Origin of the sequence: Flexithrix dorotheae DSM 6795, assembly GCF_000379765.1 — a bacterium.
Classification (GTDB): domain Bacteria; phylum Bacteroidota; class Bacteroidia; order Cytophagales; family Flammeovirgaceae; genus Flexithrix; species Flexithrix dorotheae.
Map to the genome: position 1 here is coordinate 1 of NZ_KB903474.1, position 24,393 is coordinate 24,393.

Below are 24,393 nucleotides of genomic sequence, written 5' to 3' on the forward strand. Positions count from 1 at the left end.
GAAAAGGAAAAAATGATCTGGAAATACCAGCGGTATATGCAGGATTACCTGGGCTGTATAGAATCAGTAGATGACAATATAGGCAGGGTATTGGACTATCTGGATGAAAGTGGACTGGCTGAAAATACCATTGTAGTTTATACTTCAGATCAGGGATTTTACTTAGGAGAGCACGGTTGGTTCGATAAAAGATTCATTTACGATGAGTCCTTCAAAACCCCATTATTAGTGAGATGGCCAAATGAAATTAAGCCAGGCACTACCAATGATGAAATGGTACAAAACCTTGATTTTGCCCAGACATTTTTGGAAATTGCCGGAATTACTGCTCCCTCAGATATGCAGGGAGAAAGCCTGGTGCCCTTGTTAAAAGGAGAAACAGAGAANTGGACCAGAGAGTCGGTTTATTACCACTANTATGAATACCCAAGTGTACACATGGTAAAAAGGCATTATGCCATCGTAACCAAAGAATTTAAATTGGCCCATTTTTATTTTGATGTAGACGAGTGGGAATTGTACGACAGGTTAAAAGATCCGCAGGAGATGAACAATGTTTATGACGATCCGGCTTATCAGGATGTAGTAAAAGATTTGAAAGCCAGGCTTGCAGACTTAAGGGTAAAATATAAGGACTCAGAAGAACTGGATCAGAAATATATTGACCAGTACGATTTGTAAAGAATATAGAAACACGGAATGGAAAAGCCCTTCACAATAAATCAAATTGTTGTGGAGGGTTTTGTTTTTTTATAGGAAGAGTTTATTTAATGAGTAATTCAAAAGAAATGTTTCCAGTTTTTTTATGCTTCTCTTACTTGTTTTCCCGGAGTTTGTAAGTCTCAAATTAAAACCAGAAGTTTACCTTTAGTGAAATTTTCTCTAAATTTTCCTATCTTATCTAATTATCAAATTATTATCTGTAAATGCTGAAGGTTGAAAACACCTGCCTGGGGGCTGGATTCAGAATTAAATGGGGCTTTATTTTACTAATCGCTTTATTTCTGCAAGGTTGTTTGGATAAAGAACAAAAAGTAAAGTATAAAATTGGTTTTTCTCAGTGTACCACTGCCGATGCCTGGAGAAAAGCAATGGATGAAGAAATGAAAAGGGAAATTTCTTTTAATCCGGAAATTCAACTAATTACAAGAGATGCTGAAAATAGCAGTCAGAAGCAAAATGAACAAATTAAGGAACTTTTAGATGAAGATATTGACCTCCTTATAGTATCCCCCAACCAGGCAAAACCAATTACCCCAATTATAGAGAAAGTGTATAAAGAAGGAATCCCGGTAATTGTGATTGACCGCAAGACTTCCTCCAGCTTTTATACCGCCTATGTCGGTGCTGATAATTATGAAATTGGGAAAATTGCCGGGAAATATGTTGGTGAAATGTTAAAGGGTGCCGGAAAAATAATTGAAATAAGGGGGCTTGAAGGGTCTTCTCCGGCTATTGAAAGAAGCAGAGGTTTTTCCGAGTCCTTAAAGGAATTTCCCAATGTTGAAATTGTGCAGAAAGTATATGGCCAATGGGAAATTGATACAGTAAAACAAATATTCCCAAAGGTGATTGAAGGCATAAAAGAAGCAGATTTAATCTTTGCGCATAATGATATTATGGGATTTGGAGCGTATGAAGTATGCAAAAATTTAGGCTTAGAAGAAAACTTTTATTTTGTGGGGATTGATGGGCTTTCCGGACCTAATGCCGGCTTGCAATTCGTATCGGATGGCATTCTTGATGCTACCTTTTTATACCCCACCGGAGGGAAAAAAGCCATTGATTTGGCATTGGATATCCTAAATAACCAACCTGTACCCAAAGAAAATATACTGCAGACCACTATTATTGATCAGAATAATATTAAGGTAATGAAGCAGCAAACTGACAAAATTATCTCCCAGCAAAAGGATATTGAAAAACAGGAAGAAATGTACCGGAATCAACTGGAAATGTACAAAAATCAAAAAGTATTGATGTACATCCTGTTGATCAGTTTTAGTATTTCTTTAATTTTTGGAGGTTACATTCTTTATTCATTAAAGGAAAAACAGGAAATTAATAATGTACTTCAGTCGAAGAATCGGGAAATCCTTCAACAAAGAAATCAAATAGAAATTATAGCACAGAAGGCAGAAGAAGCAACTCAGGCAAAATTCAAGTTTTTCACCAATATCTCCCATGAATTTAGAACTCCCCTAACCTTAATTCTGGCCTCAGTTGAAGAATTACAAGATCTTACAAAAACTTATTCTAAACAGCTTAAAAAGGATTTTGATCTGATACAAAGTAATGCGTCAAGACTGCTTAGGTTAGTCAATCAGTTGATGGATTTCAGAAAAATTGAACACAACAAAATGAAAGTATTGGCTTCTCCCAATAATCTTGTTCAATTTATAAAAGATATAATGGCAGAATTTGAAATAATAGCTTCAAAGAAGAAAATTGATTTCAGACTTATCAAAAATGTAAGCCATTTGGAAGTGTGGATTGACATTGGCATGTTTGATAAAATTTTATTTAACCTCCTGTCAAATGCTTTTAAATTTACGCCTAAAGGAGGTTTTATAAACATAGGTATTGAGTCGAAAGTCCTCGAAAACAAGGTGGTTTTATCTATAGAAGACAACGGAAGGGGAATGTCTCCCAATCATGTAGAGCATGCTTTTGATCGTTTTTATCAGGGCGAAAATTACGAAACATTCGGAACTGGCCTGGGGCTTTCACTATCAAGGGAGCTCATTAAACTTCATCATGGTGAAATTTCTGTGCAAAGCGAAAAAGGGAAGGGTTCCCGCTTTGAAATTACTTTTCCACTTGGAAAAAACCATTTTACATCAGCAGAATTAAGGGAAGAAAACATTAATAAATTAGATCCTTCAGAATTTAAGTATTTTTTGGATTCTACCAATTTAGTATCCCTAAAAGAAAATTCTTCAACTCCCTCCAAAAGCAACCCTTCAACTTTATTAATTATTGAAGACAATCACGAGTTAAGAGAATTATTAGCACAGAAACTGGGTGAATGCTACAATATTGAGGAAGCCGCCAACGGAAAAATTGGATTAGATAAGGCATTTGATAAGGTCCCTGATTTAATCATTTGTGATATTATGCTGCCTGAATTAAATGGATTGTCAATTACAGAAACATTAAAAAACGATTTAAGAACATCCCACATCCCCATCATGCTGCTCACAGCCAAAACCTCTGATGAACAACAAATAGAGGGTATTCAGTCCGGAGCAGATGCCTACATTACCAAGCCATTTAAGTTTAGGTATTTATTTGAAAAGATCAAATCTCTATTAAAAAACCGTCAACAACTGAAAGAAAGGTTTTCCCATGAGTTACCAATTCATAAACTTCCCAGAAGTGAAAACAAAATTGATAAAAAATTCCTAAATGATTTCATTGTTAAGATTGAGGAAAATATAGGAGATCCTTCCGTTGGCGTAAATGAAATTGCGCAAGAACTCGGACTTTCAAGAGTTCAGCTTTATCGGAAAGTAAAAGCCCTATTAGGGGTGGGGGTAAATGAATATATAAAAACCATCAGGTTAAAGAAAGCAAAGCAATTAATTCAGGAAAATGATCTGACAATAGCAGAAATTGCCCATAAAGTTGGCTTTAGTACACCAGCTTATTTTTCCACCGCATTCAAAGCAAAGTACGATGTCTCCCCTACTGAATATTCAAAACAGCATTAACCTGTTTCGAAGGTAACAAATTTGAAAGTAGTGTAACAAATTTAAACTTTTACGAAGATTAAAAATTATAATTATGAAGTATAAATAATTGTTATTCAATGTTTTATAGATTTTAAATGTCTTTGTAACAAAATCGAAACCATTTGGAATAAATCAAAAATATCCGGATAGGAACTTCAGGTAAATTTGAGAAATCATTTGTAAATAATGAAAATGAAAAACTTAAATTTACTGGTCTGGTCAATTACAGTGGCTCTGGGCGGATTTTTATTTGGTTTTGATACCGCTGTAATTTCCGGTGCTGAACAGAAAATTCAAAAGATTTGGGAATTAAATGCCTTTCAACATGGATTTACCATTTCCATTGCTTTAATCGGTACTGTAATAGGTGCTTTATTAGGAGGAATACCTTCTGATATATTAGGAAGAAGAAAAACTCTGTTTTGGATCGCCATTTTTTATTTGATTTCCGCTTTAGGCTCAGCATTAGCTTTTGACTGGTATGTGTTTTTAGGTTTTCGTTTCTTAGGAGGATTAGGTGTTGGAGCCTCTTCAGTGGCTGCCCCCCTTTATATAGCCGAGATTTCCCCAGCCTCAAAAAGAGGGAAATTAGTTGCCATGTTCCAGTTTAATATCGTTTTTGGAATTGTAGTGGCTTACATTTCAAATTATTATCTGGAGGGCATTGGACCTAACGACTGGAGATGGATGCTGGGTGTTGAAGCCCTCCCTGCCATCATTTTTACAATTTTAATTTTATTTGTTCCGAGGAGTCCCCGATGGTTAATTGTTAAGCAAAATAATATTGAAGAAGCGAGAAAAGTTTTGGATTTAATAGATCCCGCTTCCACAGAGCAGGAAATCATTGATATACAAACCAACCTGAATCTGGAAACAAGCAAGGGGAATCATTCCAAAAAAATATTTTCCAAAAGGTATAAATTTCCAATCACACTGGCGGTATTATTTGCCGTATTCAACCAGGTATCCGGAATAAACGCAATTATCTACTTTGCTCCCAGAATATTTCAAATGGCCGGCTTAGGTTCTTCCTCCGCCTTACTATCTACTATCGGAATTGGAGTAATCAATTTCATTTCAACACTTATTGGTTTACAATTAATTGACCGGATTGGCCGGAGAACACTTATGTTAATAGGCTCTGTGGGTTTAATTATCACGCTGGCTTTGGTGGCAAAAGCATTTTACCTGGAAGAATTCGGAGGATTCAACGTACCCATTTACCTGTTTTTGTATATCTCCTTTTTTGCTTTTTCCCAGGGGGCAGTGATTTGGGTTTTTATATCTGAAATTTTTCCAAATAGTGTCAGAGCACAGGGCCAGGCATTAGGCAGTTTCACGCATTGGCTAATGGCCGCAGTAATTGCTTTTGTATTCCCTTACATCTCTGAAAAACTTGGCGGTGGTCATACATTCATGATCTTCTGTTTAATGATGGTTGGCCAACTGATATTCGTGCTTACGATTATGCCTGAAACAAAAGGAAAAACACTTGAAGAAATTGAAAAAAGAGTAACAGTATGAAAAAGCCTAACGTGATTTGTTTTGGTGAAATGCTCTGGGATAAAATGCCAGACCGAGTTTCCCCGGGTGGGGCTCCCTTTAACGTAACCCTTAATCTGATTAGAATGGGAGTGCCCACAAAGCTATTGAGTAAAGTTGGCAATGATCTCCCGGGAGAAGATATCCTAAAGTATTTCAAAAAAAATGGAGGAAATGCTGATTTAATTCAGATTGATGAAAGATATCCAACCAGCACTGTTGAAGCCAATTGGGCTGAAAATAATGAAATCAAATATCATATCTGTGAAAATGTAGCATGGGATTATATCCAGTTCAATGAAACCGTTGAAAAAACCTTAAAAGAAACGGATGTATTGGTGTATGGAAGTCTGGCAGCTCGCAATTCGGTTTCCTGCCATACCTTAGAAAAGCTATTGGAATATAATTTGAAAAAGGTATTCGATGTAAATTTAAGAAAGCCTTATTACAGCAAAGCATTACTGAATAGACTTTTAGGAAAAGCAGATTTGGTTAAAGTAAACAAAGAAGAGTTACTGATTTTAAGTGAGATGTTTCAGGTTTCCGGAAATGAAATATCTCTTTTAGAGCATTTTACCCAAAAATTTACCATTCCCTGTCTGTGCGTAACTGAAGGAGAGTCTGGAGCCTTCATTTTTCACAAGGGGAAAAAGTTTTCCCATCCAGGTTTTAAAGTTCAGGTCCAGGATACCATCGGATGCGGAGATGCATTCTTCGCAGGATATCTAAAAATGTTTTTGGATGGCAAAAGCATTGAGGAATCCCTGGAATTTGCCTGTGGTATTGGGGCTTATGTATCAACTAAAAGGGGTGGGAATCCACCTATAAACTTCAAGGAAGTTAATGGTTTAATCAATCATTAACTCATAAATAACAACGTACATTTTTTATCTAAATCTTATGAATATGAAAAAGAAAATACCAATTGTGGTAATTTTGATTTGTCTGTTTCAAATCGGATATGGACAAGGTTCGATTATTTCAGGAACTGTTACATCCAGTGAGGATGGGGAACCCATTCCAGGTGTAAGTATTCTGATAAAAGGCACCTCCAGAGGTACAACAAGTGATTTTAATGGCAATTTCTCTGTTGATGTAAGCAAGGGTGAAACTTTACAGTTTAGCTATATCGGATTCAAATCAAAGGATATTTTAATTGAAGATCAAACGGAGTTATCCGTAATTCTTGAAGTAGATACAGAACAATTAGAGGAAGTTGTGGTTATTGGGTATTCCAGCCAGAAAAAGACAGACCTGACAGGCTCCATTGCTGTGGTGGATTTGGCTCCAATTAAAAACATCTCTACAGGTAACCCAATGCAGGCGCTTCAGGGAAGAGTTCCGGGATTGTATATTGAAAAGACAGGAACTCCCACAGCTACAAACAGTCGAATATTAATTCGGGGTGTGAACACTTTAGGAGATAATAATCCACTATATATTATAGACGGAGTACCTACAAAAAGGCCTGAAGTTTTTCAGAGTTTGAATCCGGGAGCTTTGGAATCTGTTCAGGTGTTAAAAGATGCCTCTGCCTCTTCTATCTATGGAGCCAGAGCCTCCAATGGGGTAGTTATTGTAACCACCAGAAATGGTTCGAAAAATGATGGAAAAGTTAAAGTACAGCTTAACTCCAATTTTTCGGTTCAGAATGAAAAACCACAACGGTACGATATGGTGAATGCGGTGGATAGGGGACGCGCACTCTGGCAGGCTTCTGTTAATGACAGAGTAGATCCTGCAAGTGGTTATGGTGAGATTTATAACTTCGACTGGAATGGTGATTTTGATAATCCAATATTAAATAATGTAACAGTTCAGCCTTTTGTTGGTGGAGACCAGAATGTGCCTGCCGGAGATACCGACTGGCAGGAGGAATCGTATGAAATCGGGTATGTATTTAATAATGATTTAACAGTATCTGGAGGAAATGATAAATCTTCTTTACTGATGAACCTGGGTTATCTTTCCAACTCTGGTATGTTAAAATACACTAATTACGACAGAATCAGCGCAAGATTAAATGCACAAACCAGAATCTTAAATGACAGAGTAACTGTAGGGATGAATACTCAGTTTGTCAACTCGAATGAAACCCTTGAAACCCCTGATTTAGGAAGCGCCCCAACTCCCGGCCTTGCGGTAACTTTAGCCCCTACTATCCCGGTTTATACCACTACCGGAGATTTTGCAGGACCTTTGGGCTCGGGTTATTCGGACAGGAATAATCCGGTTCATATGCAGTATATTAACCGATGGGATAACACGAATAGAGCCTATTTATTTGGGAATGTTTTTGCCTCAGTGAATATTCTGGAAAACCTGATATTCAGATCCAATTTAGGAATGGATTATTCGAGAGTGAGAGATAAGAATATCGAACCTACTTTTACTGAGGGTTTTATTGCCCGAAGTGTAAATAGTTTAACAGAATATTCAAGTGATTTCTTAAGCCTTACCTGGTCAAATACCCTGAACTATAAGCTCAATCTTGGAGGAAGTAGTTTTGACTTTCTTTTAGGGTTAGAGTCAGTGGGAGACGATTTCAGGGATGTTACAGCTTATAAAGAAGGTTTTGCAGTCCAAACGGAAGAATTTTTTGTATTGGGTGCAGGAACAAGTAATGGAAATAGTTTTGGAACGGCTACCAATAGCAGGCTCTTCTCCCAATTTGGTAAAATAAACTATAATTTTTCTGATAAATATTTGGCCTCTGTTACCTTAAGGCGAGATGGATCTTCACGATTTGGAGCAGATAACAGGTATGGATTCTTCCCTGCTGCTACAGTAGGTTGGAGAATAAGTGGTGAGAATTTTTTGGCTGATAATAAAATCATTTCGAACCTGAAACTAAGACTTGGTGTGGGTAGAGTAGGAAACCAGGATGTGGGGGATTTTGCCAGCCTTGGGCTATTCGAACCAAGATACGGTGCAACAGCTTCACAAGTAGCCGGAATTGGGCACGTTGGTTTTTTTGATCAATACTGGAACATTGGCTCAGCTTATGATTTAAATGGCAGTAATACCGGTAATCTTCCCTCAGGTTTTGTTTCTGTGCAGGCAGCCAACCCTGCCTTAAAGTGGGAAACAACTGACGAAATCAATATAGGAGTAGATTTTGGTCTTTTCAATAACAATCTTGTAGGTTCATTTGATTATTTTACACGTGAAACCTCCGATATTCTTATCCGGCCTCCTGTAGCTTCAGCTGTTGGTGAAGGCCAGTTACAGTGGTTAAATGGAGCCACAAAAGAAAACAAGGGATGGGAGTTTTCTATATCCTACTACGGAAAAACTGAAGGTGATTTCCAGTACAGCATATTTGCCAATGCAGGGCAGTTTAAAGATAAAATAACTGAACTTCCTGAAGAAGTAAGAACAGCTTATCCCGGTAATGCAGAGCAAACAATAGTAGGGCATTCAGAGCTATCCATTTTTGGGTATGTAACTGATGGAATTTTTCAGACTCAGGAAGAGGTAACTGCACATGCCAGCCAGGTTGGTGCAGCTCCGGGAAGAATCCGGTACAAAGACCTCAACAATGATGGTAAAATTGATGCTTTAGACCAAACTTTCCTTGGAACCTTGTTGCCAAATTTAGAATATGGTCTACGGGTAGATTTAGCATATAAAAACTTCGATTTTTCCATATTTGGTTCTGGAGTCTCTGGAAAAACGGGCTTCAATCCTTATACTTTTTACAATGATTTTATTCGAGGAAGAGAAAATGTTGGACCTGGAGTGTTCGATGCCTGGACTCCTGAAAACTCAGGCTCCAGTATTCCTGCCCTAACCTTATCGGATGGAAATAATGAGACCAGGCCCTCGGATTATTTAAATGTGAATGCTTCATATTTCAAACTCAGAAATTTGCAATTTGGGTATAGCCTTCCAAATTCTGTGTTAAATAATATCGGCATGGAACAGGTGAGGATTTATTTCATGGCAGAAAATTTTTTCTGGACAAAAAGCAAAGAATGGCAGGGTCCTGATCCTGAGCGGGTAGATATCAATGCCATACCCATACCTACTACACTTACTTTTGGTGTAAACCTCTCATTATAAGATCATAAACTATTCAAATACTATGAAAACTATCAATAAATATATAGCATTATCCATCCTTGCAATTCTTTTTACGTCCACTTCCTGCAAGGATTATTTAGAAACAGAACCACAAGGATCTGTATCAGCAGGTGCACCATCAGCTGAAAGTGCAGAAGGGCTGGTAACTGCAGCATATGCAGGAATAGGAAATGATGATATGATCGGTCCAATGTCCAGCATGTGGGCTTATGGAAGTGTCCGATCTGATGATGCCTATAAGGGAGGTGGAGGAGTTTCAGATGTAGCAGATATTAATTTTTATGAACAATACAATCTCACTCAACCCGATCAAGGCTGGATGCATCCTTATACCTGGGAAAACTTTTATATCGCAATTTCCAGAGCCAATTTTGCTTTGAAAACACTCAATGAATTGACAGAGGATGATTTTAGTTTAAGAACTACCAGAATTGCTGAGGCCCGATTTTTAAGAGGACATTCACATTTTGTATTGAAAACACTTTTTAAAAATATCCCTTACATTGATGAATCGCTTTCCAATGAAGAAATTTTAAAAGTGTCCAATACTGAGTTTTCCAATGATGAACTATGGAATAAAATAGCTGAAGATTTTCAATTTGCTATAGACAACCTGCCCGAAACACAGCCGGAGGTGGGTCGTGCAAATAAATTTAGTGCAATAGCTTATTTGGCCAAGTTGAGACTTTATCAGGCTTATGAACAAAATGAATCACATCAGGTGGTCAATATCAATACACAACGTTTGCAGGAAGTTGTTGCACTTACTGAGATGATTATTAGTTCCGGCAGGTATAGCCTGCAGCCCGATTTTGCAGAAAACTTCCTGGATGGATATGATAACGGACCAGAATCTATTTTTGCCGTGCAATTTTCCATTAGTGATGGGACATCGGTTGGTCGTTTGAGTTTTGTGAATGGTTTGAACTATCCGCATGGTGCCCCACAATTTGGATGTTGTGGATTTCACGCACCAAGCCAGAATATGGTAAATGCATTTTCTACAGATACTGAAGGATTACCAAAATTTGAGACCTTTAATGATGTAGCTTTAAGTGCTGAGGATATCACTCCTACCGGGGTTACGGTGGATCCCCGAATTGACCACACTGTAGGTATAGATGGCCACCCCTATAAATACCGAAATGAAGAGGATTACATTTTCAGCAATAGCTGGGTAAGAGATCCGGGAGTTTATGGTTTTTTCCACAGTATGAAGGAGCAACAAGCAGCTGATTGTTCCTGCTATAAAAAAGAAGGTCCATTTATAGGCACCTCAGTAAATATAGATATCATCAGGTATGCAGATGTATTATTATGGCAGGCAGAAGCCTATATAGAATTGGGACAGCATGATAATGCCATGCCTCTGATTAATCAAATAAGGAAACGGGCTTCGGAAAGTACTAATGGAACAAGATTAGCTGACGGAACATCTCCATCCAATTATCTAATCTCAGAATATAATGGTAGTAACCTGCCCTGGACTCAGGAAAACGCCCGAATGGCTTTGCGCTGGGAAAGAAGGCTGGAATTTGCGATGGAAGGCCCCCGTTTTTTTGACCTTGTTCGCTGGGGAATTGCCGAAGAAACCCTTAATGCATATTTAGATCAAGAAAAAACCAGGAGAGATTTTCTGAATAGTGCGAAATTTACCGCAGGAAGAGATGAGTATTATCCTATTCCACAAAGAGAAATAGATTTTACGAAAGGGTTGTATAAGCAAAACCCCGGGTATTAGTAGATTTTTTTCTGCTAGTTTTATATTATAATTAAAAGGAATGGAGAATATGCCATTAGGAGGCCTTTCTCCTTCCTTTCCTTTTTAAAACCAAAAAATGGAAAAGGTAGAATTTTGTAAAAAAAAAACACTAATTGACATAAAGAACTATTGGCAAAACAATACACCGTTTAAAAATTAAATAAATATGAAAAAGAAAATATCTACCTGTAATGTAACTCAGGAAATTAAATACAAAATTTCAGGAAAGTCTTTGATAATCAATAATCGATTGCTTGAAATCACATTTTTAAGTTTTTTTTTGATGTTAATATTCAATAGTAATTCTAACTCCCAGAGCAAAGAAGCTCATAGACCTGAATTCCACTTTTCTCCTCAAAAAATGTGGATGAATGATCCCAATGGGATGGTGTTTTATCAAGGAGAATACCATCTTTTTTATCAGCATTATCCTGATAATACTGTTTGGGGACCAATGCATTGGGGCCACGCTGTAAGCAAAGATTTAATCCATTGGGAACATCTTCCTATTGCTTTATTTCCGGATGAGCACGGCTATATTTTTTCGGGAAGTGCAGTGGTTGATCATGAAAACACTTCAGGTTTTGGAACCAAAGACAACCCGCCAATGGTGGCCATATTCACCTACCATGACGCTGAAAAAGCAAAAAAAGGGAGTATCGATTTCCAAACCCAGGGAATCGCCTATAGCTTAGACAAAGGCAGAAGTTGGACTAAATATGAAAATAATCCGGTTTTAAATAACCCTGGGATAAAAGATTTCAGAGACCCAAAAGTGTTTTGGCATGGGCCTTCTCAAAAATGGATCATGATACTGGCTGTGCAAAATCACGTTCAACTCTTCAATTCTTCAAATCTGAAAGACTGGAGTTTCCTCAGCAAATTTGGGGAAAATAGTGGCAGCCATGGAGGCGTTTGGGAATGTCCCGATTTGTTTGAATTATCGGTTGATGGTAAGAAAAATGAAAAACATTGGGTAATGCTGGTGAGTATCAATCCAGGAGGACCCAACGGTGGGTCTGCCACTCAATACTTTATTGGAGATTTTGATGGAGAAAAATTCACAAATTCGAATTCCAGCGAAACTTCATTATGGGTAGACTACGGGAAAGACAATTATGCCGGAGTAACCTGGTCGGACATACCTAAAAAAGATGGCAGAAGAATTTTTATTGGCTGGATGAGCAATTGGCAATATGCCAATCAGGTTCCCACTGAAAAATGGAGAAATGCGATGACAATCCCCCGGAAGTTAGGTTTAACGGAAACTAATGATGGTGTACGCCTTCAAAATTTTCCGGTGCAGGAATTAAAAAAATTAAGAACCGATAAATTAAACTTAAAGGACTTAGAAGTGGAGGGAAAGTATTCCATTTCGGAAGAGAAAAACTGGACATCCAATACCTTTGAATTGGATTTAAAGATCGCTCTTGAAAAATCTACAGGTGAAAATTTTGGTATTGAACTTTCCAACTCAATGGGTGAAAAAATCCTGATAGGGTTTGACCAAAACCAAAGGCAATGTTATATCGACAGGCGTTTTGCGGGAAAATCGGATTTCTCTGAAAAATTCAAAGGAAAATCCACTGCACCAAGAATTAAATCATCCAATGAACTTAAAATTCGAATCATTGTGGATGTAGCTTCAGTTGAGGTCTTTTTTGATGATGGAACCATAGCCATGACGGAAATATTTTTCCCAAATGAAGACTTTTCAACAATCAGCTTCTTTTCTGAGGAAAAGAAAATGCATATTGATTCTGCAGTTTTATATAAATATTAAAACTAATCTAGAATCGCAATTTAGAAAGTCCCGAATATCTGTGAGTTTGGGATTGAAATGAAGAACATGCTATTGGATATTTCAATTTAAGCAGTTACCTATGAGGGAAAAGGAATTAATACCCAAAATTATTGGGGCCTGACACCGGAAAGCAAATACACAGGTTAAGGCTGATTTATGGAAGGCTTTGCCCTTTCCGGTAGACCCTTGATATTGAGGAATAATTTAGGAAGGAGGTGATCTCACATCCGTTTAGTAGGAGTTTTTTTGCACAAATAATCACAATTTAGCGCTTGCCTACTTAATATTTGTTTAAGAAATAATAAATATGAAAACAATTTTTATTTTAATGTTATTATCCTGTTTTTACTATTTAAAAGCAGAAAATATAAAAAAGGAAGATTATACGCTTCAGGCCATAACTAACCATGGGACGTTTTACTATAATATCAACAATTCTGGAAAGCTTGATATATCTTCTGACTTACAGCAAGTTTTTAATGAAATAGCCGATTTAGAGGATGTCTCGGCTACCTTTATTTTTTCTCCAGGAGTATATTATTTCGATTCTCCTATTAAAGTAAATTTGGCTGGAGTAAAATTTATTGGACATGGGCATAGCGGAATTGATATACATGGGGCAAACCTAGCAACAGGAACAATTTTTAGATTCGGAAAAAACTGTGGCCCATATTGTATAACTTTTAATTATGCTGGCAGAACTAAATCTTTTCCCGCTGAAGAATCACCATGGCATAATAAGAACTTAAAAGTTGAAATTGAAAATATTGCTTTTGTAGGCTATAATAATACTGGGGTGAATACAGCTGCAGGTTATAGTCGTTGGCGTGGGGATAAACCGAATTTCAGAGGTTTAAATTGGTATCCCGAAGAAAATAGATATAAAGATGTAGAAAAAGAGGGGCAACGTGCTATATACCTTCCGCCCGCCCCTAAAAGAGAAGGATCGTGGTGGAGTAAATGTGAGCTACTCCGTATTACAGGTTGTTATTTTACCGAGCTATATGCCGGAATAGATGCTTCCTGGACCGATGTAAGTTATATAGATAAAAACTGGTTTGGGCAATTAACTTATGCCATTCGTTTAAGCGGGCCAGGAATGATGGTTAACAATAATCTATTTGCCGATTTGGAAACTGCATTAAAAATAGATAATACCAACTTTTCAGCTTTTAGTAATAATACTTTTGCCTATGTCGGTAAGAGCTTTGAATTTAATGAAATTAACCATTCTACCATAAGCGGAAATGCATTACTAAACAAAAAGAACAATACAGGCGCAGCAGCAGCCGGAGGGTTTATTTATGTAAAACAGTCTAATGGATTAAGCGTAACCAATAATTCCCTAAATCACATGCAGGATAGTAGAAAAAAAACTATTTCAGTTGACAAGGAACCAAATGGACAAAACTATATTCAGTTCGAGAACTCCACTCAATTAAACTTTTCGCAAAATGTTATTCAAACTCTCCTGACACAAACCGTGGTTCGCCTTCATAATTGCACAAACAGTATTATTACCAATAATATCATAACGTTTGGTGAGGGAGGTAATGCAGTAGCTGAAACGGGGGAATGTAAAGATAATTACTACAAAAAAATAAGACTCGAAAATTCTGACACATTTGATAATTACAAATACTAGTACTGCTTTAAGCATTAAATGCGTAAAAATATCACAAACCTGATGGTCACGTTTTACGATTTTTAAATGAGCCAAATCCTTTTCAATTTGCTTTTCTTCTCTTTTATTAAAAGCACCATAAATCAGTTCCCTCACTTTAATGACACTTACCGCAATATTATCCTGCCCAACCTGGTGCAATTGCTGAATAAAGGATTCATTACCGCTGTAAAATTCAATTAAAATATTAACAGGGAGAAAACAAATAGCAGATCTAGGCTTAAATCCTGATGAGTTAGGATTTTCAAGTCCAGATAGAGATAAAATAGCTGCAAAATTACTTCCTGATTTTCAAGACTTTAGCTTACGTTAGGCAGTATACAAAAAGGCTGGTTTAATTCAGCAAGTTTCGGGTTTTATAGGAGTAAAATCAATTCTATTTTTGCTGTTATAAAACCTGAATTTAATGAATGAACAAGAAAGCTTAAATTATACACGAATAGCAGAAGCTATTGAATACATCCAACAGAACTTTACTGAACAGCCAACTCTTGAAAAAATTGCTAAAAAGGTTAATTTAAGTCCTTTCCATTTTCAAAAAATGTTTACAGATTGGGCAGGTGTTAGCCCAAAAAAGTTTCTGCAATTTATAAGCATTCAACACGCAAAGCAAATTCTGAATAATTCGCAAACCACTTTATTTGAAACTGCATATAAAACAGGTCTTTCGGGTACAGGTAGATTACACGATTTATTTGTAAAAACTGAGGGGATGACACCTGGAGAGTATAAAAACAAAGGAGAAAACTTAACGATAAACTATAGCTTCTCAGAAAGTTTGTTTGGGTTAATTTTAGTTGCTTCTACGCATAAAGGAATTTGTTATATGGGTTTTTCTGACGATAACCAAATTGCATTTTCAGAATTGAAAAAACGCTTTCCAAAAGCAAATTTTATTCAACAAACAGATGAAATTCAACAAAATGCTTTAAAAATTTACACACAGGATTGGAGCAAAATTAATAAGATAAAACTACACTTAAAAGGAACAGATTTTCAGCTAAAAGTTTGGGAGGCACTCTTAAAAATCCCAACAGGAAATTTAACAACTTATGGAAACATTGCCAACCTTATTCAAAAACCAAAAGCATCAAGAGCAGTTGGAACTGCAATTGGAAATAATCCAATTGCCTTTTTGATTCCTTGTCATAGAGTTATTCAATCTACAGGGATTTTTGGAGGTTATATGTGGGGAACAACTCGAAAGACTGCCATTATTGGTTGGGAAGCATCAAAAATTAATACTTCAAATACTAATGCTTAGCAATGGAGAATTTAAAAACTAAACTTGCTAAAATAGATTGGCAATCCATATCTGAATCAATCAACGAAAAAGGCTATGCCATTATTCCAAAAACACTATCAGAAGAGCAATGCCTTGAACTAATACAAAAATACAATAACGAAAATCTGTATCGCAAAACGGTTGTAATGGAACGCTATCGTTTTGGTTTGGGCGAATATAAATACTTTGATTATCCACTTCCTATAATCATTCAAACCTTAAGAGAAACTATATATCCTATACTTTCGCCTATCGCAAACCTTTGGATGAAAGTACTAAATATTGATAAAGTATTTCCCGAAACTTTTGAAGACCTACAGTCGCTTTGCCATCAAAATAATCAATTAAAACCAACACCATTGATTTTAAAATATGGCATAGGTGGTTTTAATACTTTGCATCAAGATTTATATGGAGAGATTTATTTCCCAATGCAATGTGTTCTATTTTTAAACGAGCCTGATAAAGATTTCAAAGGCGGAGAATTTGTTTTGACACAACAAACACCAAGAGCACAGTCCAAAGCCATAGTTTTAAGACCCCAAAAAGGTGATATGCTTATTTTTACTACCAATTTCCGACCAATTAAAGGAACAAGAGGTTATTATCAAGTAAATATGAAACACGGGGTTAGCGAAGTAATTAGCGGAGAACGACATACTTTAGGTGTTATATTTCATGATGCAAACAGCTAAAAAAATGATAAATATGCACAGATATTGATAATGCCGAACTTTATAAAAAAATAAAAGGTAAAGAAATTGTTTTTGGTGGTAATTTCAATCTGAAAATTTACGGAACTCTACAATGCAAATCAGGCAAAAGAATGAAACCCAAAAACCGTGTTTTTTTCAAAACTATCGAACAAGCCAAAGAACTTGGACTTAGACCTTGCGGACATTGTTTACGAACCGACTATAAAATTTGGAAAAATGGACTTATTTAATACTGCCAAAAACACCAATATCTTACCTTTTGACGGAGAAGTAAATTATTATGGAGCAATAATGAACCTGAAAAAAGCTCAGCGTTATTTCGATAAGTTGTTTACAAATATTCAATGGGATAATGACAAAGCAATCATTTTCGGCAAAAAAATTATTACCAAACGCAAAGTAGCTTGGTATGGAGATAAACCATTTGATTACACCTATTCAAAAACCACTAAATCGGCTTTACCTTGGACTAAAGAACTTTTAGAACTCAAAGAAATAATAGAAAATAAAACAGGAGAAAAATTCAATTCTTGTTTACTTAACTTATATCACAATGGAAATGAAGGAATGGCTTGGCATAGTGACGGAGAAAAAGATTTGAAAAAAAACGGTGCTATTGGCTCATTAAGTTTTGGAGCAGAACGTAAATTTTTATTTAAACATAAAGAAACAAAACAAACAGTTTCCATCCATTTAGAAAAAGGCAGTTTGTTGGTTATGAAAGGGAAAACACAAACAAATTGGCTTCACCGATTACCACCAACAAAAAAAGTACAAAGCCCGAGAATAAATTTAACCTTTAGAACTATCGAGATTTAATACCGCAAGTATCGGGTTTCACAAGCTCAATCGTCAATGTATTATTGCATCATAATTATTAAACAAAATAACAAAATATGCAATCATTGAAAGACAAAGTAATTCTAATTACAGGAGCAAATAGAGGAATTGGGAAATCACTCGTAAAATCATCATTAGAAAAAGGAGCGGGAAAAATATATGCTACTTCCAGAGATTTAAGTAAAATGCCAGATTTTGGAGACGAAAGAGTTGTACCATTAGCATTGGAGATTACAGATAATACTCAAATTTTAAAAGTAGCGGAACAAACAAAAGACGTAGAAGTTCTGATTAATAATGCAGGAATTTTAAGTCAAGGGAATATTTTAGAAGGAGAAATTAGTGCTGTGAAAAACGATATGAATGTCAACTATTATGGTACTATAAGTATGATGCGAGCATTTGCACCCATTTTAGAAAAAAACGCACCTGCCAAAATCGTTAATATAGTTTCTATTGTCGCTTACTCACCACTTCCCTCAATTGCAGGTTATTCAGCATCGAAAACAGCTTTATATTCCGCTACACTTTCAGTAAGAATAGAACTCGCCAAAAAAGGAATAACTGTTCACGCCATAAATCCAGGAGCAATTGATACAGATATGAACAAAGGTAGCAATTGGGATATGCCTGTACCAGACGGAATTGCAACAATAATTTTAAATAAAGTAGAAGCAGGAGAATTAGATATTGTTCCAGACGAAATGGGACTTGGAATGTTTAACGCTTGGAAAGAAGAACCTTCAAAATTGGCTGAAATGTTTCACAATATGTATCACGGAGAACAAATAACGACATAAATTTAACGTAAAAAAATACGAACGCACAATAATAAGGGACCAAATTTAGGTGGTGCCGGGGGATCCCACTGAATTTTTTCTTGTGTTGAACAAACCTAATGTTTTCTTTGTCGGAATTATGGCTATGCTTTCCAAAAATGTAAGGTAAAAGTACTCGCCATAAACACAGAAGGTTCTTCCGGACAATCCTCAATCACTAAATCAGTAAAGTAATTACCTCCTTCATAATTAACCATAAATGTTTTAGTAGCACAGGAAAATTCTATTTCAAATTCATAAGTACCAGGAAATACCTTTTCGAAGGTGAAATTATTAGCCTCTCCATTTTCTACAATAGTTCCAGGTACAAAATCAAAATACAGGAGGAAATCAGATAAACCTTTATTCTGGGATGCGTCCCGGAAATATCCATCAAAGGAACAATTTGGATTCTTGCCATTCTCATTTATAACTTTTATGGAAATAGTTCCGAAAGTTTCATTATTATTGGCACAGGATATTGTCATTATAATGATACAACTAAAAGCAATAAGGTGTTTTTCATACAGCAGGTGATTGTTTGGTAATTATAGACTAATAATGGTTGAACCTGCTTTAAATTATTTTCACCAATAAAGAATAATAAAATCTTTGGTTGGGTTACTGTTCGACATGATGTCGAACCCTAGTTAACTTTAATTTATACCTATATCATTTTGTCTCTTCAACACCGATGTCACCGAAATAAATATACCAAAATGTATCTTCTCTACCTTTTATAACATATTTATCAAAGGATTTTACAACTACTGTTATATTCTTTTCTATTTTATCAGAAAAAACTTTTTGACCTTCAGCATTATATCCTTCAAATTTTTGTTCTAAATCCACGGTACCATAATAATTACCATCATTATTTCTTTTAAGATCACTTATATAAGAAATATTGGTCCAGGCAATTTTCACTTTAGAATATTTAAATAATTTAAGCCTTTCACAGTACTCGGTAATTTTGAATTGCTGCACTTCACTCTGGTTAAAAGAAGAAACCTCCACTAAGGCATCTTCTATAAATAAATTTAAAACAGCATCAATAACCTCATCAGCTTTCTCATCTTTGATGTTTTTATCTGAGAGCATTTTAAAATAATCCTCTAATACTCTGAGTTTAGCGAGGACTCTATCATTAAATTCTTCTTGTTCTTGTTTTTTGGAAAATTCCGATAAATCAAGGGATTTTTGCTTAAAACTAGAGGAGATAGAGAAAATAAAGATGAGAGGGAAAAAATATCTAAATTTCATAATAGAAAGCATTAGGTTAAAAAATTAGATTCATTGATAAATTTCTTAGTGTACCCGTACTTTTCTGATTTACGAATCAAATTCAACTTAGTCCATTTCTTTACATATTGAGTGTGTAAATAATTCCTAATGCCATTGCAATTGGCTCGTTACCCCAACTACTATGACCTCTGCCGGCAGGGGTCCCTGTGACATCAGTTCCAGGGTCACCCCTGACAACCTTACCACTTGCTTAGCTTAGGGTAACGACTCCCCCGCTTACGGGACAGTTCCACTGCGGCTCTCACCCTTTGGATTACTCAATTCCTTGAGCTATATTCACCATTCAAGGCACACACATCGGCTATAGGAAATGTGGGCTGAGAGCTTAAAAAAGAAGATACTACAACTAAATAACATTCGCTCTGGCAAACAAAGGTTCGGTTTCAAAACTTCGCACTTGCCATAGCCGTGCGGTTACCAACAATTACAGAAATGACATTAGAAAATCATAGACTATCAATCGAAAACATAAAAGATTCTGTGGAATTAATTGATGAGGTATTCTTGAATACACCTCAATATATAAATCCTGGTTTAAGTAAATTGTTCGGTTTGAATCTTACTGTCAAAATAGAAACAATAAACCCAATAAGGTGCTTCAAAGGAAGAGGTGCAGAAGTTTTAGTTTCTAAATCAAAAGGATATAAACATTTGGTATGTGCAAGTGCGGGGAATTTTGGACAAGCAATGGCTTTTTCTTGCAAAAAAAGAGATATTAAAGTTACAGTTCATGCAAGTGAATTTGTAAACCCTTTCAAATTGGAAATGATGCGCTCATTAGGAGCTACTGTTGAACTATCAGGAAAAGACTTTGATACTGCTAAAGCAAAAGGTAGAGAGCAAGCTACAAAAATAAATGCTCGGTTTGTAGAAGATACTATAGATATTGAAACCTTGGAAGGAGCTGGAACACTTGGCTTAGAATTATTAAAATTACCATATGAATTAGATGTTTTATTAATTGCATTGGGAGACGGAGCTATGTTTACAGGAATTTCAAGAATAATGAAAGAATATAGTCCTAACACACAAGTAGTCGCAATTCAATCAGAAGGAGCTCCTGCTTTAATTGAATCAATAAGGCAAAATAGATATGTCTGTTATGATACAACAAACACTATCGCAGATGGAATTGCTGTAAGGTTACCAATGAAACAAGCTATTAAGGACTTGAAACACCTTGTTGATGATACAATCCTTGTAAAGGATAAATCAATAGAAGAAGGTATGAAATTAATAAACCAACATTTAGGAATAATAGCCGAACCCTCAGCAGCAGTAGGAATTGCAGCTTTGCTTGAGAATAAGGCAAAATATAAGGGTGAAAATGTAGGGATTATAATTTGTGGAAGTAACACTAATCTATAAAAACCTGTTGGTAATAATAAGGGATCAAATTCATGTGGGTCCTGGGGATCCCACTGAATTTTTTCTTGTGTTGAACAAACTTAATGGGGGTTAGGTCCGGAAAAAACGCTGTGTAATTTCAATATTTTTCTTGCTTGCAGAAGAGCTTTTTTGGTGGGGGGTGATTTTGTTTGGAGTAACGTTTTTTGTAGCTAATTTACATTTCAGTATTCATTTTTATTATTTGTAAAGTGATGATTTACAATTGCTAAAATTTGGTGGTACTAAATTGCTGATTACATAAGTATGGTACTGGCGCTGACAAAGACAGTATTGCAGCAGCAGATGACCCAAGCTACTCACATGTTTAAGTCCATTGGTGCTGGATTATTTGGGAAAATGCAGGAGTTTGACATGAATCCACAAACCATTGCTGATGGTATTTTGAAGTTAGTAGAGATGGAAAAAGGTACTAGACCACTGCGCTGTCCTCTTGATGCAATTGCACATGGTACTGACATTGAATTCATCAACGCTAGAGCAGATATAAAAGAAAAATGGCTAGCTAACTATAGCAATTAAATCATTACTCAAGGGTGTTTTCTTACCTTCAATAAAAAAACTAACCCATAGTCGTTCCAGGGTAAATCTTTTACGGTTCTATCATAAATACTATGTACTGAATCACTTGAACGATCGTACACCGGACAATTACATATTGATTTGGATAGTTGCAAACTGATTCTCAAAGTAGAAGTAGTGGAATATCGATCAAACCCCTTCAAAATAAAAGCATCTTTACTGGGAAATAAAGCTAATGGTATCATATTTATTGATACGGTTTTTTTATAAAAGTCACTTTTTTGACTTACTTCCCCAATCCACCAAAATTGAATATGAGCCACCTCTAAATACATAAAAATATAACAGCAAGGCAACTGGAAATAATCTTGAAGATGCGAAGGTGATGGTTTAACAGTCTATCATGAATAACTGATAAAAGGTTAAAATTAAGAAGGTTTTTATAATTTTACCGAACGTTTGGTAAAAAAATTATTTTCTCTACATTTGAGCCATGAGGCCACAAAAGGTATTGGAAAAAGATATATTGGAAGGCTTGACAAAAGTCTTTCGCGAGAAAGGCTACGAAGGTGCTAGCCTTACGGATTTAGCCGAGGTAACAGGTTTAAAGAAAGCCAGTTTATACCATCGTTTTCCGAAAGGTAAGCAAGGGATGGCTGAAGCTGTTTTACGCAATGTAAATAATTGGGTTCAAGAAAACGTTTTTTCTGTTTTGCAAGATGAAACTTTGCCTGCCGAGGATAGATTGAAGAATGCCTTGTGTCAAATCAGTGTTCTGTATACTGGAGGAAAGCAAACTTGTATCTATAGAGCTTTATCGATGCAGGCAGGTTTGGATCTCTTTGCCGAACAAATCAACGGTGGAATGCAATCATGGATAACTAATTTTAAAAAGGTTGGACTCGCTTTGAATTTTCAAGAAGATGTGGCATATGAACATGCACTGCAAACTTTGATCGAAATTCAAGGAGCCTTAGTTACAGCTCGCAATATGAAAGACAGTAATATCTTCAGGCAGTCGCTACAGAAAATTGAAAACCGATATCTAAATAGAATTTAAATATTTTAAGACACAGAATTATTCATGAAAACAACATTACTACTAACATTTTCATTCATATCAATAAGCTTAAATGCACAAGATTTAACTGTAAATACAACTCAATCTATCAATTGGAACAAAGATTACATTAATTTATATGGATTTCTTCAATCCGGCTTGGTAACCGATAGCGATGGAAATAAAATAGTTGTAGGTGGATTTGATGGATTAAATGTAGATTTTGGGACAGATGAAACCCTTTCATCTGACAAAAATTCCAATATTTTTATTGTAAAATACGACAGTAATAACAATGTAGTTTTCTTAAAAGGTATTGGAGGGAACTTTTCCCAAGAAGGCAATTATAGCAATGATTATGCAAGTGATGTAAAAGTAGATAGTGAAAATAATATTTACGTTTTGGCGACCATTGACGTTGGTACATTGCAAAAGGTGGATTTAGACCCGGAACATCCAGAGAGCAACTCGATTATTTCAACTTCTTATGGGAATGATTTTTCTGAAGATAACCATAATGCTTTCCTAATAAAATATTCCCCAGAAGGAAAAATGCTCTGGTATAGAGAAGTAAAAGACGATTATACAGATCGAAGCTTTAGTCTCTTTATTGATACTAATAATGATGTGTGGGCTACCGGCTATGTGGGAGGTTTCACCGGTGCTAATATTGACTTTGACACTAGCAATGAGTACTCGGATAATCGTGATATTATCCAAGGCGAGTTTTTACGTTTGGGGTTTGTAGCACGTTACAACAGCAATGGAGATTTTATAGATGTAAAGGGTATCGGTGGAGGTACGTTTTCAAATTTGCATGTATGTTTAGCCCCAACTGGGAATATGTACTTAGCAGGTTCGTTTTCTGCCAATAAAACTGGTACAGAGCAAGGACTATCTTTATTTAAGAACAGTGAAATGCCTGTTTATATTGAAAGTCAAGGATTCTTTGAATTTGCTCCACAAAATACAGATGTATTTGTTTTAAAATGCAATGCCTCAGGAAATGTAGAGTGGGTAAAAACCATTAGTTCAACTTCATCCAATGAAGTTACTGACATTGCCATTGATGGCGATGAACATGTTTATATATCTGGGTATTTTTCAGGTAACAATGTCGATTTCGATACCGATACTGACTTATCGTACGATACCAATACTTCAGTGTCCAATGGTTCTGGTTTTGTTGCTGAATATGATACAGAGGGAAGCCTGACCATGCTTAAAACTATTGATGGGGGTACCCGTTCCAGAATTCACTCTTTAGCTGTAACCAATAATGGTACTATAGCTGTAGGTGGGGATTTCAAAGGTGATGTTTCATTTGGCGATATCTCTCTGAATGCTTCCTCTTCAAATTCCAATCCGCTTATTGCAATAATCGACTCTGTAGGGAACTGGAACAATGTTAAAAAGATTGAAAAAAATGGTTATGCTTCTATTGCAAACATTGGAGTAACAGCAAATAATGATATTCAATTCGTAGGTTTCGAAGCAGTTATCTACACTGAGGAATACAATATAGAATCTATCTTTTATGGTAATGCCGAAAGCGAATTATTAAACACTGCTAGTCCTGTTGTATTAGATGTTTTGGTCAATTCCATCTCTGTACAGGGACAAGGGGGAGCAACTAGCATTACTACAAAAGGAGGAACACTACAAATGGAAGCCACGGTACTGCCTGCCAACGCTGATGATACCACCTATACCTGGAGTGTGACAAATGGCACAGGCGAAGCTACTATTGACAGTAGGGGTTTATTAACAGCTGTTTCAAATGGCATAGTGACTGTAACTGCAACAGCCAACGATGGCTCCGGGGTAA

The 24,393-nt window shown here is 36.1% G+C and carries 19 protein-coding genes; 17 read left to right on the forward strand and 2 right to left on the reverse strand.

Annotated features, from left to right (window positions below; genetic code table 11):
- From A3EM_RS0130190 to A3EM_RS0130250, 13 genes are all read left to right on the forward strand, one after another.
- On the forward strand, nt 1–681 hold a 681-nt coding region (locus A3EM_RS0130190), incomplete at its 5' end, for a sulfatase/phosphatase domain-containing protein (protein ID WP_020530307.1).
- A 245-nt stretch (nt 682–926) separates the two neighbouring features.
- Nucleotides 927–3,713, forward strand: coding sequence for a substrate-binding domain-containing protein (locus tag A3EM_RS0130195; protein ID WP_020531990.1), 2,787 nt, complete (start codon nt 927–929; stop codon nt 3,711–3,713).
- Nucleotides 3,714–3,926: 213 nt separating this feature from the next.
- Complete coding sequence (locus A3EM_RS0130200; protein WP_157638174.1) at nt 3,927–5,258, forward strand: sugar porter family MFS transporter; 1,332 nt, start codon at nt 3,927–3,929, stop codon at nt 5,256–5,258.
- On the forward strand, nt 5,255–6,139 hold the full coding sequence (locus A3EM_RS0130205) for a carbohydrate kinase family protein (RefSeq protein WP_020531992.1): 885 nt from the start codon (nt 5,255–5,257) through the stop codon (nt 6,137–6,139). Before A3EM_RS0130200 ends, A3EM_RS0130205 begins: the two co-directional genes overlap by 4 nt.
- A 43-nt stretch (nt 6,140–6,182) precedes the next feature.
- Nucleotides 6,183–9,341, forward strand: coding sequence for a SusC/RagA family TonB-linked outer membrane protein (locus tag A3EM_RS0130210; RefSeq protein ID WP_020531993.1), 3,159 nt, complete (start codon nt 6,183–6,185; stop codon nt 9,339–9,341).
- A 22-nt stretch (nt 9,342–9,363) separates the two neighbouring features.
- Nucleotides 9,364–11,103: a RagB/SusD family nutrient uptake outer membrane protein gene (locus A3EM_RS0130215; RefSeq protein ID WP_020531994.1), complete on the forward strand. Its 1,740-nt coding sequence runs from the start codon at nt 9,364–9,366 to the stop codon at nt 11,101–11,103.
- Nucleotides 11,104–11,290: 187 nt separating this feature from the next.
- Nucleotides 11,291–12,907, forward strand: a complete 1,617-nt coding sequence (locus A3EM_RS0130220; protein WP_020531995.1) for a glycoside hydrolase family 32 protein — start codon at nt 11,291–11,293, stop codon at nt 12,905–12,907.
- A 328-nt stretch (nt 12,908–13,235) separates the two neighbouring features.
- Nucleotides 13,236–14,573, forward strand: a complete 1,338-nt coding sequence (locus tag A3EM_RS0130225; RefSeq protein ID WP_020531996.1) for a NosD domain-containing protein — start codon at nt 13,236–13,238, stop codon at nt 14,571–14,573.
- Nucleotides 14,574–15,018: 445 nt separating this feature from the next.
- Nucleotides 15,019–15,876, forward strand: a complete 858-nt coding sequence (locus A3EM_RS0130235) for a bifunctional helix-turn-helix domain-containing protein/methylated-DNA--[protein]-cysteine S-methyltransferase (RefSeq protein ID WP_020531998.1) — start codon at nt 15,019–15,021, stop codon at nt 15,874–15,876.
- 2 nt (nt 15,877–15,878) lie between these two features.
- On the forward strand, nt 15,879–16,592 hold the full coding sequence (locus tag A3EM_RS0130240) for a 2OG-Fe(II) oxygenase (protein WP_020531999.1): 714 nt from the start codon (nt 15,879–15,881) through the stop codon (nt 16,590–16,592).
- A gap of 65 nt (nt 16,593–16,657) precedes the next feature.
- Nucleotides 16,658–16,843 (forward strand): Ada metal-binding domain-containing protein, encoded by a 186-nt coding sequence (locus A3EM_RS48405; RefSeq protein WP_281169839.1) that lies wholly within the window; start codon nt 16,658–16,660, stop codon nt 16,841–16,843.
- Complete coding sequence (locus tag A3EM_RS0130245) at nt 16,830–17,432, forward strand: alpha-ketoglutarate-dependent dioxygenase AlkB family protein (RefSeq protein WP_026210674.1); 603 nt, start codon at nt 16,830–16,832, stop codon at nt 17,430–17,432. Before A3EM_RS48405 ends, A3EM_RS0130245 begins: the two co-directional genes overlap by 14 nt.
- A gap of 86 nt (nt 17,433–17,518) precedes the next feature.
- Nucleotides 17,519–18,253 carry an SDR family oxidoreductase gene (locus A3EM_RS0130250; protein ID WP_169513437.1) on the forward strand — a complete coding sequence of 245 codons (735 nt, stop codon included), beginning with the start codon at nt 17,519–17,521 and terminating at the stop codon, nt 18,251–18,253.
- 122 nt (nt 18,254–18,375) lie between these two features.
- Here the strand turns inward: A3EM_RS0130250 and A3EM_RS0130255 are convergent, their stop codons facing one another.
- Nucleotides 18,376–18,759: a hypothetical protein gene (locus A3EM_RS0130255; RefSeq protein ID WP_020532002.1), complete on the reverse strand. Its 384-nt coding sequence runs from the start codon at nt 18,757–18,759 to the stop codon at nt 18,376–18,378.
- 184 nt (nt 18,760–18,943) lie between these two features.
- Nucleotides 18,944–19,534 carry a hypothetical protein gene (locus tag A3EM_RS0130260; RefSeq protein WP_020532003.1) on the reverse strand — a complete coding sequence of 197 codons (591 nt, stop codon included), beginning with the start codon at nt 19,532–19,534 and terminating at the stop codon, nt 18,944–18,946.
- A gap of 474 nt (nt 19,535–20,008) precedes the next feature.
- Here A3EM_RS0130260 and A3EM_RS0130265 point away from each other — a divergent pair, with 474 nt between their 5' ends.
- The 4 genes from A3EM_RS0130265 to A3EM_RS44060 all read left to right on the forward strand — a co-directional run.
- A complete protein-coding gene (locus A3EM_RS0130265) occupies nt 20,009–20,944 on the forward strand; it encodes a threonine ammonia-lyase (RefSeq protein ID WP_020532004.1) in 936 nt (311 codons plus the stop codon).
- Between the two features lie 285 nt (nt 20,945–21,229).
- Nucleotides 21,230–21,505, forward strand: coding sequence for a hypothetical protein (locus tag A3EM_RS0130270; protein ID WP_020532005.1), 276 nt, complete (start codon nt 21,230–21,232; stop codon nt 21,503–21,505).
- A gap of 511 nt (nt 21,506–22,016) precedes the next feature.
- Nucleotides 22,017–22,565, forward strand: coding sequence for a TetR/AcrR family transcriptional regulator (locus A3EM_RS0130280; protein ID WP_211212029.1), 549 nt, complete (start codon nt 22,017–22,019; stop codon nt 22,563–22,565).
- Between the two features lie 159 nt (nt 22,566–22,724).
- On the forward strand, nt 22,725–24,393 hold a 1,669-nt coding region (locus tag A3EM_RS44060; RefSeq protein WP_169513438.1), incomplete at its 3' end, for an Ig-like domain-containing protein.

Coding starts and splice junctions, on each gene's coding strand:
- A3EM_RS0130195 (WP_020531990.1), top strand. CDS start 927: ATGCTGAAGGTTGAAAACACCTGCCTGGGGGCTGGATTCAGAATTAAA.
- A3EM_RS0130200 (WP_157638174.1), top strand. CDS start 3,927: ATGAAAAACTTAAATTTACTGGTCTGGTCAATTACAGTGGCTCTGGGC.
- A3EM_RS0130205 (WP_020531992.1), top strand. CDS start 5,255: ATGAAAAAGCCTAACGTGATTTGTTTTGGTGAAATGCTCTGGGATAAA.
- A3EM_RS0130210 (WP_020531993.1), top strand. CDS start 6,183: ATGAAAAAGAAAATACCAATTGTGGTAATTTTGATTTGTCTGTTTCAA.
- A3EM_RS0130215 (WP_020531994.1), top strand. CDS start 9,364: ATGAAAACTATCAATAAATATATAGCATTATCCATCCTTGCAATTCTT.
- A3EM_RS0130220 (WP_020531995.1), top strand. CDS start 11,291: ATGAAAAAGAAAATATCTACCTGTAATGTAACTCAGGAAATTAAATAC.
- A3EM_RS0130225 (WP_020531996.1), top strand. CDS start 13,236: ATGAAAACAATTTTTATTTTAATGTTATTATCCTGTTTTTACTATTTA.
- A3EM_RS0130235 (WP_020531998.1), top strand. CDS start 15,019: ATGAATGAACAAGAAAGCTTAAATTATACACGAATAGCAGAAGCTATT.
- A3EM_RS0130240 (WP_020531999.1), top strand. CDS start 15,879: ATGGAGAATTTAAAAACTAAACTTGCTAAAATAGATTGGCAATCCATA.
- A3EM_RS0130245 (WP_026210674.1), top strand. CDS start 16,830: ATGGACTTATTTAATACTGCCAAAAACACCAATATCTTACCTTTTGAC.
- A3EM_RS0130255 (WP_020532002.1), bottom strand. CDS start 18,759: ATGACAATATCCTGTGCCAATAATAATGAAACTTTCGGAACTATTTCC.
- A3EM_RS0130260 (WP_020532003.1), bottom strand. CDS start 19,534: ATGAAATTTAGATATTTTTTCCCTCTCATCTTTATTTTCTCTATCTCC.
- A3EM_RS0130265 (WP_020532004.1), top strand. CDS start 20,009: ATGACATTAGAAAATCATAGACTATCAATCGAAAACATAAAAGATTCT.
- A3EM_RS0130270 (WP_020532005.1), top strand. CDS start 21,230: ATGGTACTGGCGCTGACAAAGACAGTATTGCAGCAGCAGATGACCCAA.